Origin of the sequence: Sphingobacterium psychroaquaticum (genome assembly GCF_004421025.1) — a bacterium.
GTDB lineage: Bacteria > Bacteroidota > Bacteroidia > Sphingobacteriales > Sphingobacteriaceae > Sphingobacterium > Sphingobacterium psychroaquaticum.
This window is the reverse complement of record NZ_CP038029.1, coordinates 3,874,339-3,891,951: the sequence shown is the minus strand read 5'-3', so window position 1 is coordinate 3,891,951 and position 17,613 is coordinate 3,874,339. Positions and strand designations below refer to the sequence as shown.

The window sequence follows — 17,613 nt, the reverse complement described above, 5'->3', positions numbered from 1 at the left end:
TCTTAATGAAAAAGAATAAATTTATATATGCAGTTATTGCAGGATTGTTATTTACATCTTGTGGTAAAGATTACCTAAATCTGAATCCAGAATCAACCATCAACCCAGAGCAATTGGGCTCGTCTCCAGCAGCTACTTTAGGCACGTTAAAAGGTGTGTATGCGACACTGCGCTCTGCTACCACTACGGGATATGCCGGTCATGAGGATTTTGGACATAAAGGAGTTTTATCCTTTGTGGATTTGATGGGAAATGATGTGATTATGGATAATCTTGGTTGGGGAGGTTTTAACTACAACTACACCGGTCGTGTCATGACGAACTCACGTTCCCACTTCCCGTGGTTCACTTATTATACGCAAATTAAGAACGTAAATACCATTATTAACAATGTGGATCCAGCAACTGACGATGCGCAGTTGAAGGCTATTAGAGGTCAGGCTATTGCATTGAGAGGGTATTTTCACTTTATGCTAGCACGTATTTATGGGCCTACTTTTGTTGGACATGAGGAGGCTTTAAGTGTTCCTATTAATGCAAAAACACTTTCTTCGAAACGTAACACTGTAGCGGAAGTATATACTCAAATTGAGAGTGATTTGAAAGAGGGGGTGGAAGCGCTTGCGGGTTATAAAAGACCTAATAAAGAGATGATAGATCAAAGTGTTGCACAAGCATTTTTGGCAGATGTCTACCTCGAGATGGGTAAATATAAAGAAGCCGCAGAGATGGCAAAGGTAGCCCGTACTGGTTATGTTTTATTAGATAAAGCAGGCTGGCAAAATGGTTTCTATGATATCAATCAGGCGGAAACGATGTGGGGGGCTGATCTAAATGCTGAGTTGACAACGTTTGTAGCTAGCTTTTTCTCCATCTTTGATAACACGAACACGGGGTATGCAGAAGGTGGTAACATTTCTATCGATAAACGGTTGTACGATGCTATGTCGGAAACAGATGTTAGAAAAGAGATGTTTCTAGGGGCTGATGGCGGGACCTATGAGGGCACTGATTTTAGCCCGTACATTAGTTTGAAATTTAGAGATTTAACAAGCGACAGAGTTTCTGGTGATTACTTATATCTTCGTTCAGCAACAATGTATTATATTGAGGCGGAAGCGTTAGCAAGATCAGGTAATGAGCAAGGTGCTCGTGATGTTCTATTTGAAATCACAAATAAAAGAGATGCAAGCTATGTTAAGTCAACTAAAAGTGGTACAGATTTAATCAACGAAATTATTCTTCAGAAACGTATTGAACTCTGGGGTGAAGGCTTTGCATGGTTCGATTTGAAACGTTTAGGACAAGGAGTTCTCAGAGATTATAATGGTACAAATCATCCTACATATGGAAGATTTAATATCCCAACTGGTGACAATAAGTTCTTGTTTATGATACCACAGGCTGAGGTCGACGCAAATCCAGATATTTTACCGAACAATCCACAGTAAATTTAGAGTACTTTTGTTCTCATAAAGCAGCTATACTTATAGGATAGCTGCTTTTTTTGTGTGCCGTATGTCCTGTTTTCTGTTACAATGCTGAAATATAGTTTTAAGCTTAGTGTGATATCCCCGATTCCTTTTGGTATCGGGGATTTTTTTTGTGTTTTAACAAACTTTGTTACAAATAAATATATCCTTTCTTTTTCCCTCACTCACATTATTCTGTAGTTTGTTTATTGAATCTCAATACGTGTATAGTGTCTTGGTTAAAATTTTGTTATTTAAAGATGTGTTATTTTGGAATTAAGTTTTTAAATAATTTTATTTTACAGAATAATATTTTGTTTCGTTTTTAAAATTATATATTTGTATTCGTAGTTGTGATTTTATCCAATATAAAATTTGCTCTACGGTAACCAGTTTCATGTAAATGCTAAGTCTCCGATTCACCAATTAAGAAGGTAAAGTCTGTGCTCAAGCGTATTCTACGAACTAAACATATAAACTTATGAAACAAAAATTACTTAACTATTTTCTGCTCGGCATGTTGCTTATTGGGGTTGCTCAGGCGCAAGAACGGCAAGTGAATGGACGTGTAGTCTCTGTGACGGATGGAAAGCCAATTGGAGGTGTGTCTGTGGCTGTTGTTGGCACTTCGCGTGCGACACAAACTGATGGGGATGGGAACTATAGTATAGCCGCGGCAAGCGGAAGTACGTTGGTTTTCTCTTATATCGGCTATGCCTCGCAGCGTGTGAATGTTGGCACACGAACTACTGTTGATGTGGAGCTTGTTGAAGATCGTGCTGTTTTAGATGAGATCGTTGTCGTAGCTTATGGTGTACAAAGTAAACTATTATCCACGCAGTCTGTATCGACGGTTCGTGAAGAAAATTTCAAGAACATGCCGATTCAAACGCCTCAGCAAGCTTTGCAGGGACAGTCAGCGGGTGTTAATATGGTGAACTCGTCCGGTGTTTTGGGAGCAGAAGCACAGATTACGGTTCGTGGTGGATCATCTTTAGATGCAGGTGGAAGGCCGTTGTATGTAATCGATGGTGTTCCGTTGAATGCTGCCGGTGGTAATTACATGCAAGCACAAGGAGCTTCTTCTAATTTAAACCCGCTACTTAACATAAATGCCAACGATATAGAATCTATCACTGTTTTAAAAGATGCCTCAGCTGTGGCAATTTATGGTTCTCGGGGATCGAATGGTGTTATTTTAATTAAGACAAAATCGGGAAAAGCAGGCAAGACTAAAGTCAACATAGATTACTTTAATGGTTTTTCAAGACCGACAGCGAATATTGATGATATGATGACGGCCGAAGAATGGGTGACTTTTAGAACTGATTATTTGAAAGCAAATAATACAACAGTTCCTAATTTTCCAACTACGAGTTTTGATTGGCTCGATGCGGCGGTTCGTACGGGACATACAAATAATTTAGCCGTTAACGTACAGGGAGGAGATGAGCGAACACGATTCTACTTAGGAGGAAATTACGCGAAGGAGTCGAGTTATACTATTGGAAATCAGATTGATCGGTTGACTGGGAAAATGAGTTTAGATCATGATATTTCGGATAAGGTTAAAGTAGGGGTGAATTATAACTTATCTCGAGTAGATATGGATCGTATTAGCACGGAAAATTCTACGAACGCTCCACTTACCGGCGCACATCTTATGTTACCGTATATTACACCATATGACGAAGAAGGGAATTTTGTAAACACTGGGTTTATTGGGAACTTTCTTGCCATTGATGCTACAGGGGTGAATAAAAATTACTCAAACCGACAAATTGGTAATGCCTATGCTGAATGGGAAATATTAGAGGGCTTAAAGGCTAAGACAGATTGGGGTATAGATTATTATGGAATAGATGAAAAATATAGGTCCGCTAATATTATGTATCCAGGTGGATATGCTTACCGTACACATTTTACAGATAATAAATGGGTGAATACCTCAACGCTTAGTTATGACAAGCGGATTAATAATAGACATAAAATTGGTGCGTTGGCAGGATATAGTTTTGAAACGGCGAAATTAACACAAATTAGTTTGGCTGGAACAGGCTTTGCTAGTGATGATTTGCCGAATGTTGGGTCCGCTTCAACGCCTAGTACGACCGATGAGGTTATATATGAGTGGGCGCTGGAGTCTATGTTTGCTCGGTTAAATTATTCCTTTGATGATAAGTATTTGTTTGAGGGATCCTTTCGTCGAGATGGATCTTCACGATTTGGACAAAATAAAAAGTATGGTAATTTTTATGCGTTTTCAGGAGGTTGGATAATTTCAAAAGAGAATTTTTTCAATGAAGACAATCGGTATGTGAGAAACCTAAAGCTGACTGCAAGTTATGGTACTGCTGGTAATGATGGTATTGGATATTACAATTATATCGGTCGTTTTGCTGCGGATAACGACTATATGGGACTTGCAGGTTTAGCCCCTTCTCGTGTACCAAATCCTGATTTAAGTTGGGAAGAAACTGCTCAATTCGATATTGGTTTATTTGCTCGTCTTTTCGATCGGATTGATTTTCAGTTTAATTTTTATAATAAAAATACTTCACAACTTTTGTTGGATGTTCCTTATCCGTATACAACGGGCTTTGCTTCTGCATCGAAGAATGTCGGGAAAATGAGAAATCGTGGATTTGAATTTTCTATTAACTCAGAGAATATTAAGCGAGACAATTTTTCATGGAATACGAGTTTTAATATAGGATTTAATAAAAACAAAATCTTGTCACTACCTGAGAACCCTGATGAGTTTGGGAGAAATTTTGTTTCAGGCAGTAGTCAACAACGCGCAATCGAAGGATATTCTAGAAATAGTTTTTACTTGATCGAGTATAAAGGGATTAATTCAGAGACAGGTGAGGCTGAATGGTTCGATAAGGATGGTGAGGTTACATCCTCCCCTGTCGCGGCGGACCGAAAAATTGTAGGTAAAGGAGATCCTAACTTTCAGGGCGGTATTACTAATACAATTCGGTATAAGAACTTTGATCTATCCGCTTTCTTTAATTTTATTTATGGTAATGATATATATTTAAATGGATTAGAATTTACCGATAATTTTGCTTCGGGCTCATATAATAAGAGTACAAAATTGCTCGATTATTGGACTCAACCGGGGGATCAATCTTATGCGCCGGCATTAAATAGCGCTACGCGAGGTACTTTCGCGCAAGCCTCGACGAAGAATTTGTTTAACGGTTCGTACTTACGACTAAAGACAGTACAAGTTGGATACTCTTTCCCAACGGAGTGGTTAGAGCGGACAAAGCTTTTCACTTCTGCGCGGGTTTATTTTTTAGCACAAAATATATGGACAATTAAAGCAAAAGGATTCAGAGGGGATCCTGAGATTTCCGGAAACGGGGCAAATAATCTGATTGTAGGCCAGACTTTCTTTGCTTTACCACAGCCTAAAGCGTTTACATTTGGAGTGAATTTTGGATTTTAAAACGAAGAAGATATGAAATGTTTAAAAGTAATATATGTAATCCTGCTATCTGTCGTTTTGGGAGCTTGTGGGGATAAGTTAAAATTGTTGCCTGAGCAAGATCTGGCGGATGAGGTAGTTTTTAATAGTGTGTCTACCACCGAAAGTGCATTACGGGGTATCTATAGTAATGTTCAAAAATTTGAAGTCTATGGCTCATTGCCGCAAGTCATAAATGATTTCATGGGAAATACCGTAGAATTTGTTGGTACATTTCCGACACTGCAGGATCTTAACAATTTTTCGGCAGTCTCTACGAATGGAGATGTTAGGGATGTGTGGCGCTATAACTATGAGGTTATTTTGCAATCAAATAAGTTGATTGCTCAGGTTGGCGGAGTTCCAGGGATAACGTCAGAGCAGATCAACCAGTTTACTGGAGAAGCAAAATTCTTAAGAGCTTTAATCTATTTACAACTTGCGGGACTATATAGTCAGCCTTTTCAGATTAACGGCGGAAATAACCTTAGTGTACCTTTAGTTCTCGATCAATTTGTGGGAACGGTCAATTTTCCTTCCCGATCAACTCTAAATGAGATTCATGCCGCGATTGAAGCGGATTTGAAAGATGCAATTGAATTGTTGCCAGTTCAATATGGAAGTGCAGATGAAACCCTAGGAAAAGCAACTAAGGGAGCTGCCTACGCGTTGTTGTCGCGTCTGTATCTTTACCGTGATCAAAACGATTTGGCAGCTTCAAATGCTAAGTCAGCTATTGATTTAGGGTTGTATGGTTTAACTACTTCTGTTGATGTGTTTACTATTATGAATAGCGCCATTGATAATGGTAGGGTTGGAGCTGGCGGTTGGGCTAGTTATTATAACCCAGCGTCGCTCCGAGGAAGGGGGGATGCAACCTTCTCGGAAGCACTAATTGCAATGTTTGAAAAGGAACCAGAAGATAAACGCTTTCAGGCAAAAATTTCCGGGATTGCTACTGATGGAATTTCGAGATATTTTCCGATGAAATACCCTGATGCGATCAATAATTCTGATAATTCACCTGTATTAAGAACCGCCGAGCTTTACTTGAATAGAGCAGAAGGTTTGGCGAAAGCTTCTGGAGGTGTAAATGCTGAGGCTGTTTCTTTGGTTAATAGTATTCGTGCAAAGGCAGGATTACCGAACAAGAACCCAACATCCCAAGATGAATTAATAGAGCTTATCTTGGTAGAAAGAACTAAAGAATTGGCCTTTGAAGGGCATAGTCGGATCGATTTATTACGGAATAAGAAAAACTTAAGGACAGATGATGTACGAGCCAATTACGGGGCACCAAAAACTGTTCTCCCGATTCCTCAACGTGAGATTGATACGAATGTCCAATTGAGAGGACAACAAAATCCAGAATATTAGTTTTAGTTTAAGGATTGTTTTAATGACATGAAATGTTGAAGTGCTTTACTTTATTGTGTTTGAGATAAAGCTTTAAAAAAGTGAGATGATATAATTTTGTTGTTTTTGTAGTTAGTGTTCTTAACGCTCGGTAGTTTTTCTATCGGGCGTTTTGATGTTTAGGCGTAGTTGGTGAATATACAATGCCTATGTGAAAAAATTCGCTATAAAACAGTGTCAGGCTAGGGTTGTTTATGCTACAACCCAATTAACTTTTGTGCAAATTATTCGGCGAAATAAACCTCTAGAATCCTTGGCCAATATTCGCTGTTTGATACAATCGTAAAAAAGAGCTTGAAAAAATATGCCTTTGAACTATGATTTAACAAAATCTTAATGAAATGAAAATAGAAAAAGCGGTTAAAAAGTTTGCACATTGGTTTTTTATTATATATTTGCATTAGTTTTAACAAATTTTAACATACACGAAGTTTGTTACACAACTACTATAAACTAACAAGACTAGATTTGAATTAAGCGGCTAACTAGTTCTTTTTTTTCGGGAATACGTAATTCTTTAGTGCCATGAGGAATCTTTTGATTTTGAGTAAAGCATTGAAGTTTAAGTTTTTCTACTGCTTTGAAAAAGAATACAATTAACTAAACAACAAACATATGAAACAAAAATTACTCAGTATTTTTCTGCTGTGTACGCTTCTTGTAGGGGCTGCATATGCGCAGAACCGTCAGGTGAGTGGTAAAGTAACGTCTGCAAGTGATGGATCGCCTCTAAGTGGGGTTTCGGTTGCTCTTGTGGGAAGTTCAACCGCTGCTCAGACCGATGGTTCAGGGAACTATTCTATTAATGTTCCTAATAATGCTACTCTGGCATTTACCTACATAGGTTACGTAGCGCAACGTGTTAACGTTAATTCTCAATCAATAATTAACGTGAGCTTAGTTTCTGATGAAACAGCTTTAGAAGAGGTTGTAGTTACAGGTTACGGGATTCGCCAAATTAAAGATTTGACAGGTTCACAAGGAAGTGTGAAAGGTGCTAAACTTGCTGCCGAACCATCTTTAAGTTTTGAGCAGGCTTTGTCTGGTAAACTTGCGGGTGTACAGATTGGTAGTACAGGAGGTACGTTAGGAGACGGTGTTTCGGTACGTATTCGCGGTGTAAACTCTATTTCTTCCAGTTCATTACCTTTGTACGTTATTGATGGGGTTCCAATGAATAATGTTGAAAACGTAAACACATTTAATAGCGGTGATGGAACACGTTTTAACCCTCTTTCAATGATCAATAGCAATGATATCGAGTCTATCGAAGTATTGAAGGATGCTAGTGCTGCTGTATTATATGGATCTCGCGCTGCTAACGGTGTTATCATAATTAATACGAAAAGAGGAAAAAATGGAGTGTCTAATGTTACATTTGACTCAAAATTAACTTCTAGCAAAGCTTCAAAATTAATTTCTTTATTGGATGGAGATCAGTTTATCACGATTAATAACGAAAAGGCTAAAAATGCAGCTGTTCGTTTTGGTGGCGTAACTGAAATTGCGAAAGAAAGCGATGTAGATGGAGACGGTGTAAATGATAGAACCAATTGGTTAGATGAGGTTTATAGAACAGGTATTGGGTATGATAACTCATTGTCGATTTCTTCAGGTAGTGAAAAAGGGAACTTCTTCGCTTCAGCTCGCTATTTAGATCAAAAGGGTATTCTTGTTCAGAATCAACTTAAAACAGGTCAGGTACGTATTAATGGTGATATTAAGCCAACAAAATGGTTTAAATCAGGGATTTCACTATCGTACAGTAAAACTGCTAATGATGGGGTTTTAACAGATCGTTACATCGCAGGCGCAACTGTTGCAGCGCTAAATGCCTTTCCAACATTAGCAATTAATGGTAAGAATGGATATAATTTAGGTTCAACTGGTTATTTAGGATATGGTAACAATATTACTACGTTAGCTTCTACAAATCTATCTGGTAACATCGCAAACCCGATTGCTACTTTAAATTTACAGAAGAATCAAAATACACCAGAGCAGCTTTTAGCAAATGGATACATTGAGGTACAGCCTGTTAGCGGCTTGAGAATTACAAGTAAATTTGGTATTGATTATCTAAATAACTACGAACATCAATACAGCCATCCTATGATTGGTGGTCTGGGTTTTGCGTATAATGGATTAATTCAAGATAACTTTAGAAATAGAAATCAGTGGGTATGGCAGAACTTTGCGAATTACGATAAAACTTTCGCTAGTGTTCACCGTGTGTCTGCTACTGTGGGTACAGAGTATCAGTTTACGAAAGAAAAGCAGGTTTATGCAGGAGCAAGTAACATTAGTGACGAGTATTTTACGGACATCATTGATGGAGGTTATACAGGAACCATTCCGGGTACAGATAATACAATGTTATTAAGTGGTGGTAATGTGTTTTCTAATGGATTACAATCGTATTTTTCTAGGTTGGGTTATGTATACAATAATAAGTATATGTTAGATGCTGCCTTTAGAACAGATGCATATTCTGCTTTTGGTAAAAATTCGAAGTGGGGATATTTTCCTTCTGTATCATTAGGATGGGTAGCTTCTGAAGAAGATTTTCTAAAGGAAACTGACTGGATTTCTTATTTGAAAGTTAGAGCTAGTTACGGTAAAGTTGGTAACTCGAGAGGTATTGGATCTTATGCATGGAGAGCACTTTATGGAGGAGGTTCATATGCGAGTCAAAATGGTTTCTCTGCTTATCAAATTGGTAACCCTGATTTGAAATGGGAAACTTCGAACAAATACAATGTTGGAGTTGACTTTAATATCTTCGACAATCGTTTCAACTTTGTAATTGATTATTTCTATAATAACATTTCTGGTCTAGTATTGGCCGCACAACCTCTATTTACAGTTGGTGCACCATCTAGAACTGCAAGTACGCCAGGTTCTGTGGATACCAATATTGGTTCGATGAATAATAAAGGAATAGAATTCTCGGCTAATATTGAAACGATGAAAAAAGATGGCTTCACTTGGACAACATCTGTGAACTTCACGGCAATAAGAAACCGTGTTACAGAATTAGTTACACAAAATGTAGACATTACTTCTGGAAACTCTGTAGCTAGTGTAGGTAGAACTTTAGGAACATTTAAATTGTTAAGATGGGCTGGGGTTGATTCTGAAACTGGTAATCCAATGTGGCTAACGGCTGATGGTGTTAGAAAGACATATAACCCTGACGCAACAACTGCAGCTCGTCGTTGGACATTAGACGATGGTACATTTACTAGTGCTGTTACAGGCTCTGATGCAGTTTATACGAATAAGAGTGGTTTGCCTAAATATTATGGAGGCTTAGACAATAACTTCGCTTATAAAAACTTTGATTTAGGTATTTCTATGGTTTACACAGGGGGCTTCTATATCTATAATACAACAAAATCCTCTATGTTGACAAATGGATTTTTAAATAACGATGCAGAGATCCTAGACCGCTGGACAACACCAGGACAAAATACTGATGTTCCTCGTTTATTTTTAACTGACAATACAGCTAATCAGGCTTCAACAAGATTCTTGGAGAAAGGTGACTTCTTAAGATTTAGAACGATTAGCTTAGGCTACACGTTCCAGAGTGCAGCATTGAGCCGTACGGGTTTAAACAAATTACGTTTGTATGCTCAGGTGTATAATCCATTCGTAATTACAGGTTACTCGGGACCAGATCCTGAGGTAAACTCAAACCGTAACAATTCTAATATTGCTATTGGAGTTGATAGTAGATCTGTTCCTCAACCAAGAACGTTCACTTTTGGTCTAAATGTTTCTCTCTAAACGAATTTTAATCATGAAAAATATTAAATTACTTATACTCGGATCATTGATTTCTACAGGAAGCATTTTTTCTTCCTGTGAGAAACAAATTTTTGAAGATCCGTATGCACAGTTGTCTCCTCAAATCGCTTTCTCGACTCCTGACAGAATTGATAAAACTGCAACGGGTATGTATGATGCACTGCAGAATAGAGATTTTCTTGGTGGACGTGCTTTGATATACGCTGATATTCGAGGTATCGATTGTGGAGTGCCGACATTTTTCGGTAATATGTCCAGCTTCAATACCTTGCTTTCGACTGATATTACAGTAAGAGATGCTTTTGTTGGTGCATACCGGACAATTAATGAAGCTAATTTGTTTATCCGTAATATTGGCGTATATACAGGTGTTGCTACTCCTGAAAATGAAGCGAAATATATTGCAGAAGCGAAATTCATTCGTGCACTTACTTATTTCTATTTGGTAAATTTCTGGGCTCAACCGTATCAATTTACTGCCGACGCTTCGCACTTAGGCGTGCCGTTAGTTTTAACAGCCACAGATTTACCGTTTGACCCATCGCACAGGGTCCCAAGAAATACAGTTAAGCAGGTCTATGATCAAATTATTCTAGACTTGAATGAAGCTCTTCCTAATTTGCCTTTAGCTAGTGCAACACGTAATTTTGCTTCTGTTGGTCGTGCTACAAAAGGCGGTGTATATGCTTTATTATCTAGAATCTATTTATATCAAGGTAATTACCAAGAAGCTTTGAAGTATGCTAATGAACTGGAAGGATTGAACTTGTATTCTTTAAATGCAGCTCCGAAATCAACTTTTGAAACATCGACTACAAAAGAAAGTATTTTTTCTGTAGCTCATAATGGTGGTGACAATCCTAATACGAACCATGCATTAGCGCAACACTATTCTCCAAAGAATCGTGCTGATATTCAGGTGTCTTCAGGTTTTGTTAATTTAATGACAGCAACTGATAAACGTCGTACGGATTTAATTACTACTGTTGTAACGCCAGGAAATAATGGGGCACCAGCGGTGACAACGTATTGGAATGGTAAATATACGACTATTGCTGATTGGGTTCCGGTTATTCGTTATGCTGAAGTTGTACTTAATAAAGCAGAAGCTTTAGCAAACCTAGAAGCAGGAACTGCCGTAAATGCTGAAGCACTTACATTGGTAAATAATATTAGACATCGTTCTGATGCATCAACTAATATTACTGCTACAACAAAGCAACAGTTGATCGATGCGATTTTGCTAGAGAAGAGAATTGAACTTGCTTTTGAAGGTCATGCTCTTTTTGAATATTTGAGAACGAAACGTGATATTCCTGCACATGGTACTGTTTTATTACAACCATGGGGGTCGTCATATGTTGTTTTTCCATTCCCATTTGCTGAAGTTCAGCAAAATCCAAATTTAGTGCAGAATAAAGATTACTAATAGATCTAGTTCTTGGACTTAAAAAGGAACTTGAATAGTTTCTTATATGAAGACCCCGCATATATTGACGGGGTCTTCTTTTTATATTAAATATTGATTTGTAATTTGGCAAATAGCCATGGTTTGCACCAAACAATATACGTAAAGTATGAAGGTGTGGTCATATGTACGTTGCACAAATTCTCTTTAAATAGAATCCCAGAACTTAAATTACCTTGAACTATCGTTGTATCTACGATTTATATTTCTAACTGCTTTTGGTAATTTTGGTTTTAACAGAGATCATTACAATTAAACAACTGAATGCACTCGTATTGCAGAGTGAGGTATTGCTCAGTTAAATCTGTTTAGGTTAAAAGGAATTGTCTATTGAGCATACAAAGTGAGTGGTTAACTGCTTTTGCATTTATTCAACAAGGTATTAGTTTCTTCTTGATTGTCAATTTCCTTTTTTTGATCTTAATAGAAAGAAAATCCCACTATTTATTAAATTTTATGAATAAAAAAAAGAGACACAATCTTTTGTGTCTCTCCGATAATACCTATTTCTTAGCCTTCAGCGGATAATGTTTAAATATGCCATTGACCACTTCAGGGAGTTTGTTAATCGATTTCTCTGGCGTATTTATTTCCGAAGAACCTCTTGCTTGCCATACGACAGAATTTGTACGACGATCAATTGCTTCGATGATTAAATGTGCATAACGATATTTTTCACTGCCCACTGGGTAGCTGTATCCACCGTAACCGTACCATCCCCAAGGTCTATACCAACCCCATGGACCGCCCCAACCCATGCCCCAATAAGCATTGTTGTATACTAAGCGACTTTTATTGTTCACGATAGTTATATAGCGGAACAAGATATCAGGGTTTTCTTTCACGTATTGCATACCCATTGCCTCCAGCTCCTTATTCGCTGCGGCTATGATATTCCCTTTTGCAATATCATTGCTGTAATAATTTTTTGAAAGAGAGTCGACCGGAGTCAACCAGCCATATGTTTTATATTGGCTAAAATCTTGGCTCTGTACACGCGTCGTGTTATATTGTACTGACGAACAGGAGGCGAATACCGTGAGGAGCCCTAAAGCGAAAATATAGACTAACTTTTTCATCTGTATATATTGTTTACTTCTTTTTCATTTTACTAACCATTTGACTCTAAGTCGTGTTAATAGTTTAACGACTAAAAAGAAAATTTTGCAACCAGAGGCATCACACGACCGCTACCAAACGCTTTTGGACTCACCCGTAAAATTGGAGGTGCTTGAAAACGCTTAAATTCCGCGTTATTTAACAGTTTCGAGACACGGTGCACTAAGCTTTCTTCAAAACCAGAATTTACAATTTCAGACCCCGCTTTCTCCAACTCGATCAACTGAAACAATACGCTATCCAGAATCTCGTATGGAGGCAGGGAATCAGAATCTTTTTGATCTGGACGTAGCTCTGCGGACGGTGGCTTTACAATGGTGTTGATGGGTATAATTTCTCGCTCTCTATTGATGTAACGCGCCAGAGCGAAAGCCTGTGTTTTATACACATCACCTATAACGCTTAAAGAACCCGCCATATCACCGTACAATGTGCCATAGCCCACAGCGGCCTCACTTTTATTGGAGGTGTTGAGCAAGATATGACCAAATTTATTAGACAGAGCCATCAAGATGGTTCCGCGAACACGCGCTTGGATATTCTCTTCCGTCGTGTCTGGTGTTGTTCCCTTAAATGAGTTTTTAAGTACTTTTTCAAAAGAAAGAGCTACATCTTCAATAGGGATAATTTGGTGTTCACACCCTGTATTCTTGACCAGATCTAATGCATCCTTGATCGAATGGTCACTCGAGTATTTCGAGGGTAATAGAATCGCTAAGACATTTTCTGCCCCCAAAGCCTCACACGCTAAAGCTGCGACTACTGCAGAATCAAGTCCTCCAGAGAGGCCTAAAATAGCTTTTTTGAAGCCTGATTTACGAAAATAATCGCGTAAGCCAAGGATTAAAGCACCGTGGATCATCTCGATTTCCGAAGTTTCTCTAGGTGCGACCGTTTTTAATTCAGTACCGAAATCAATTATTCTAAAGTCTTCCTCAAAACTATGTAACTCGCTAATAATATCACCGTTTCTATCTAAAGCCAAAGAGCGTCCATCAAAAATAATGTCCGTGTGTGCACCGACTTGATTTACATATATCAACGGGCAAGCGGTCTTGATCACATTGCGCTTAAGTACATTCAATCGGTTCTGAAAGTGCGTGTACGAAAAGGGTGAAGCGGCAATATTGATGATTAAGGTTGGATCTTCCTTCCTTAATTCGGACATGAGGTCTCCCACATAAGAGTTCGCTGTATCGTCATCCCATAAATCTTCACATACCGTAAGGGCTACTTTTTGCCCATTGATCTCGATACAGTTAAAGTGCTTATTGGGCTCAAAGTACCGGTATTCATCAAATACATCGTAATCTGGAAGAAAGCTTTTGTGTACAACCTCTTTTATAGCGCCTTTTTCAAGATACACCGCTCCATTGTAAAGCGGCTTCCCTTCGAGATCTTCATTCTTTACGGGGGCACCAAGAATGCACGCAATATCCGTACAGTGGGAGGCAATCTCGGCCAAACTCTGGTTGCATTCCGCTAAAAAGCGATGGTTACGTAATAAATCTTTCGCCGGATATCCACCTACTGCTAGTTCTGCAAAGACAATCAAATCCGCCTTTTCGTTCTTAGCGTTCGTAATGGCTGTAATGATCTTCGCTGTGTTGTCCGGGAAGTTTCCGATATGATAGTTTAATTGGGCGAGTGCAATTTTCATGGTATCTAAATTAACATTTTTTAGGCAAAAAAGTTTCGCGTGCGGTGACGGAATCACATGTTATGCCGAATTAGAACAGCAAGCCAAGATTAAAGGAAACATAAGATAGCTTAGGGCTGCCTTCTTTCATTGTCCGTGTAAAACCATTATTGTACGAAAGTCCCGTCACAGCGGATAAGCTATTGGTCAACCGCCATTCTCCGCCTGCACCGACAAGTAAGCCTAAGCGGAATATATCATCGCCAGAAATAGGTCGGAAACGAGTTCCTTCGGGATTATTTTCTAGTTTTTCTTTGCCTGATACCTTTACACCAGCGGTGAAACCAAATTGACCATAAAAACGCCCTGAGCGACCTTCATTTGTTTTTAGCTTGATTGCCAAGGGAACTTCAGCATATTGCAAGCGGTATACTTTCTGGGTAATACCACTAGTCAGGTTCGTTTGGTTCTCCACACGACTTTGTAGGCTATTGATAAATAAACCAGTCGAAAAATAGTAGTTTCTGTTAAAACCGATGTCGGCCAGTAGACCGTACGAGAAACCTACTTTTGATTCTGCACGATATTGATCATCATCTCCATAAGACAACCATCCAATATTGGGGTTAAATTGTAATCCTAATGAAAGGTTTTTTTCTTGATGGTAATACTGTGCTTTACTATGGTATCCAGGAAGTAGCGCTATAGAGAGGAACAAGGTAAATAGAACGTTTTTTCTCATTATGTGATTGTTTGTAGCTGTAAAAATAGCAATTATATTCTATTTAGTGGTTGATGCAACCGGCTTTAACGAGGTTGATACTAAGACAGGCAGCACACGCTATTCAGTAAAAAATTTGTCTCCTAGCGATCTTTGCAGTAAACTTGTAAAGTTTACTAGCGCTTACATATTAATACAGCATTATGCCATCATTTCGTTTGTTCTTCCCGTTTGGCCTCTTCTTTTTTGTTTGTTTGTTGTCATGTCAATCTAACAAGAAGACACCGGATATTTCGCATATCAAGGCTGATGTTAAGATTGAACGTTTTGATCAAGAGCTGGCGCAACTGGATACTTTATCGGTACTAAAACAAAATAAATTGTGGCAGACGAAGTATGCCCCCTTTTATCAAGATTTTATGCTCCATATGCTAGAAGTCGGAGATGCGCGGGACACCCTGTATATCGACTATATGATGAAGCGAATTTTACAGCAGGAGGATTTTAAGAATCTTGCCGCTGCTGTTGCCGAAAAATATCCCTCCCTACAAACGCAAGAGAAGAAGTTGAGTCTAGCGATGCGCTATATGAAGTATTATTTCCCAGCGTATAACGTGCCACGGTTTTACTCGTTTTTTTCCGGTTTTTCTGTGCAGGTGCCTATTGGAGAGGGGTATGTAGGGATTGGGTTGGATATGTTTTTAGGGAGTGACTCCAAATTTTATCCATCCTTAGTACGAGATATTCCATTATACTTGTCGCGTCGATTTACGCCGGAGAATATTACACCGCGTGTCGTGGAAAGTATTTTGAGACAGGATTTGTATCCGCCGGATGAAAATAATACGAGTAGCTTACAGCATATGGTCTATCAGGGTAAGATTTTGCTGGCGATGGATTCTATTCTTCCGGAAACGGCGGATAGCCTCAAGATTGGTTATACGGCAAAACAACTCGAATGGGCGAAAGGTTATGAAGGAGAAGTATGGTCTTGGTTTCTACAAGAGGACCTGTTGTATAATACCGATCATTTACGGATTCAGAAATATTTTACAGAAGGTCCTTTTACGGCGGAGTTAGGAGAAAATAATGAATCAGCGCCGAAGTTGGGAACTTACCTGGGATGGATGTTAATTCGTAAGTATATGGAGCGAAATCCGGAGGTCACTTTGAAAGCCCTGCTTGCTAATAGTAATGCACAAGAGATTTTGGAGCAATCAAAGTATAAAGGGAAATAATAAAAACGGCCTTCCATATGGAAAGCCGTTTTTATTATTTTTACTTCAAAAGCTCTTCGAGAGCTAAATCAAGCGATGCACCTCGCATACCGCTACGAACGATCTTGCCACTACTGTCAACCAACAAAGCATATGGAATCCCCTTGATGTTGTAGTCTTGGATAATAGGTGAATCAAAACCACCGTTAGCGTTGTATTGATTCCATTTCATATCCTCTGCATCCATTGCCTTCCGCCAATCGGCATCTTTTTGGTCTAAAGAGATACTAACAATATCAAAACCTTTGTCTTTCCATACCTGGTAGCTATGCTTCAAATGTGGAATTTCGCCACGGCAAGGACCACACCATGAAGCCCAGAATTCCAATAAGATATATTTTTTATCTTTCGGGAATATGCTGGAAAGTGTTACTTCCTTACCACTTTTGTCCAAGATCTTTCCATCTAAGTATTGCGCGCCAATGGCTGTTCTTTTGGCTTGATCCGCTGCCGCTTTAAGGGATGCAAATTCGGGGGTGCCTTTCCAGTCTGCCGTTAAAAAACCGATCATTTCATCGATTTCAGTTGGTGTGAGGGCGAGGTCCATAGCATAAAAGAAATTACGCGCGGTATCAAAAGCCACGACACTCTGTGGGTTGTTTTTGATGAACAGCATTTTTATGGAATCTACTTCCTGCTCTAAGGGATGCATCTTTTGTAGTAGCGCAATACCTTCTGCTGTATTGAAGATATTGTCTAGTGAAGGCAAATGATATTTCGTTAAGTATTCCTCATCTAAACGATTGATCTCACGACGTTGTTTGCTGATGGAGGCAGCAAGCTGATCCGCCAGATCTTGTGCTTTTGAACCTTTAATTTTTGGTTTTACATTGGGTTGTTTTGGTCTGTAGTAGTAAGATGGTAGACTATCGATATGACCATCATAGGTAATCGTGCCCGCGTCTACATAGAAGCCGGATGCAAGCCAATTTTCTGGCTTCTTCGCTTCTGCACCTTTCCCTTTTGTAAGGAATACTCGGTACATAGCCGGTTTGTCTAATTTTCCTTTAAAGGTAAATGTGTTATTTTTAATAACAGTAGAGTCAATTCTTGTTTCCCCGGTTTCATTGGGTTTCGTAAGGTATACGCGGGTGCCGTTTGCGGTATTTCCACGTACTTTACCTTTTATCGTAAAGGTTTGTTGCGCGTAAGGTGCGCCGATACTTGCTAGTGCCAGCAAGAAAGAACTGAGGACAATCTTTTTTATCAT

General features: G+C 38.8%; 10 protein-coding genes. 6 read left to right on the top strand and 4 right to left on the bottom strand.

The window, feature by feature from the left end; genetic code table 11:
• The first annotated feature begins 5 nt into the window (after positions 1-5).
• The 5 genes from E2P86_RS16040 (at position 6) to E2P86_RS16020 (ending at position 11,608) form a co-directional block, all read left to right on the top strand.
• A complete protein-coding gene (locus E2P86_RS16040) occupies positions 6-1,451 on the top strand; it encodes a RagB/SusD family nutrient uptake outer membrane protein (RefSeq protein WP_134433739.1) in 1,446 nt (481 codons plus the stop codon).
• A 502-nt stretch (positions 1,452-1,953) separates the two neighbouring features.
• The gene (locus E2P86_RS16035) at positions 1,954-4,932 is read left to right on the top strand and encodes a SusC/RagA family TonB-linked outer membrane protein (RefSeq protein ID WP_206367977.1); all 2,979 of its coding nucleotides are present in this window, start codon (positions 1,954-1,956) and stop codon (positions 4,930-4,932) included.
• A 12-nt stretch (positions 4,933-4,944) separates the two neighbouring features.
• A complete protein-coding gene (locus E2P86_RS16030; protein ID WP_134433738.1) occupies positions 4,945-6,327 on the top strand; it encodes a RagB/SusD family nutrient uptake outer membrane protein in 1,383 nt (460 codons plus the stop codon).
• Between the two features lie 654 nt (positions 6,328-6,981).
• Positions 6,982-10,158 carry a SusC/RagA family TonB-linked outer membrane protein gene (locus E2P86_RS16025; RefSeq protein ID WP_085473196.1) on the top strand — a complete coding sequence of 1,059 codons (3,177 nt, stop codon included), beginning with the start codon at positions 6,982-6,984 and terminating at the stop codon, positions 10,156-10,158.
• 13 nt (positions 10,159-10,171) lie between these two features.
• A complete protein-coding gene (locus tag E2P86_RS16020) occupies positions 10,172-11,608 on the top strand; it encodes a RagB/SusD family nutrient uptake outer membrane protein (protein WP_159451841.1) in 1,437 nt (478 codons plus the stop codon).
• Between the two features lie 542 nt (positions 11,609-12,150).
• On the opposite strand, the gene E2P86_RS16015 is transcribed toward E2P86_RS16020, so the two are convergent.
• The 3 genes from E2P86_RS16015 to E2P86_RS16005 form a co-directional block, all read right to left on the bottom strand.
• On the bottom strand, positions 12,151-12,726 hold the full coding sequence (locus E2P86_RS16015; RefSeq protein WP_085473194.1) for a DUF4136 domain-containing protein: 576 nt from the start codon (positions 12,724-12,726) through the stop codon (positions 12,151-12,153).
• A gap of 71 nt (positions 12,727-12,797) precedes the next feature.
• A complete protein-coding gene (locus E2P86_RS16010) occupies positions 12,798-14,426 on the bottom strand; it encodes an NAD+ synthase (protein WP_134433737.1) in 1,629 nt (542 codons plus the stop codon).
• Positions 14,427-14,496: 70 nt separating this feature from the next.
• A complete protein-coding gene (locus tag E2P86_RS16005; RefSeq protein WP_134433736.1) occupies positions 14,497-15,147 on the bottom strand; it encodes a porin family protein in 651 nt (216 codons plus the stop codon).
• 182 nt (positions 15,148-15,329) lie between these two features.
• On the opposite strand from E2P86_RS16005, the gene gldB reads away from it, so the two are divergent.
• Positions 15,330-16,364, top strand: a complete 1,035-nt coding sequence (gldB, locus tag E2P86_RS16000) for a gliding motility lipoprotein GldB (RefSeq protein ID WP_134433735.1) — start codon at positions 15,330-15,332, stop codon at positions 16,362-16,364.
• A gap of 40 nt (positions 16,365-16,404) precedes the next feature.
• Here the strand turns inward: gldB and E2P86_RS15995 are convergent, their stop codons facing one another.
• Positions 16,405-17,613 carry a TlpA disulfide reductase family protein gene (locus tag E2P86_RS15995; RefSeq protein WP_134433734.1) on the bottom strand — a complete coding sequence of 403 codons (1,209 nt, stop codon included), beginning with the start codon at positions 17,611-17,613 and terminating at the stop codon, positions 16,405-16,407.

Excerpts from the sequence above, each read along its gene's own strand:
- E2P86_RS16025 (WP_085473196.1), top strand. The coding sequence starts at position 6,982 with ATGAAACAAAAATTACTCAGTATTTTTCTGCTGTGTACGCTTCTTGTA.
- E2P86_RS16030 (WP_134433738.1), top strand. The coding sequence starts at position 4,945 with ATGAAATGTTTAAAAGTAATATATGTAATCCTGCTATCTGTCGTTTTG.
- E2P86_RS16035 (WP_206367977.1), top strand. The coding sequence starts at position 1,954 with ATGAAACAAAAATTACTTAACTATTTTCTGCTCGGCATGTTGCTTATT.
- E2P86_RS16005 (WP_134433736.1), bottom strand. The coding sequence starts at position 15,147 with ATGAGAAAAAACGTTCTATTTACCTTGTTCCTCTCTATAGCGCTACTT.
- E2P86_RS16040 (WP_134433739.1), top strand. The coding sequence starts at position 6 with ATGAAAAAGAATAAATTTATATATGCAGTTATTGCAGGATTGTTATTT.
- E2P86_RS16020 (WP_159451841.1), top strand. The coding sequence starts at position 10,172 with ATGAAAAATATTAAATTACTTATACTCGGATCATTGATTTCTACAGGA.
- E2P86_RS15995 (WP_134433734.1), bottom strand. The coding sequence starts at position 17,613 with ATGATAAAAAAGATTGTCCTCAGTTCTTTCTTGCTGGCACTAGCAAGT.
- gldB (WP_134433735.1), top strand. The coding sequence starts at position 15,330 with ATGCCATCATTTCGTTTGTTCTTCCCGTTTGGCCTCTTCTTTTTTGTT.
- E2P86_RS16015 (WP_085473194.1), bottom strand. The coding sequence starts at position 12,726 with ATGAAAAAGTTAGTCTATATTTTCGCTTTAGGGCTCCTCACGGTATTC.
- E2P86_RS16010 (WP_134433737.1), bottom strand. The coding sequence starts at position 14,426 with ATGAAAATTGCACTCGCCCAATTAAACTATCATATCGGAAACTTCCCG.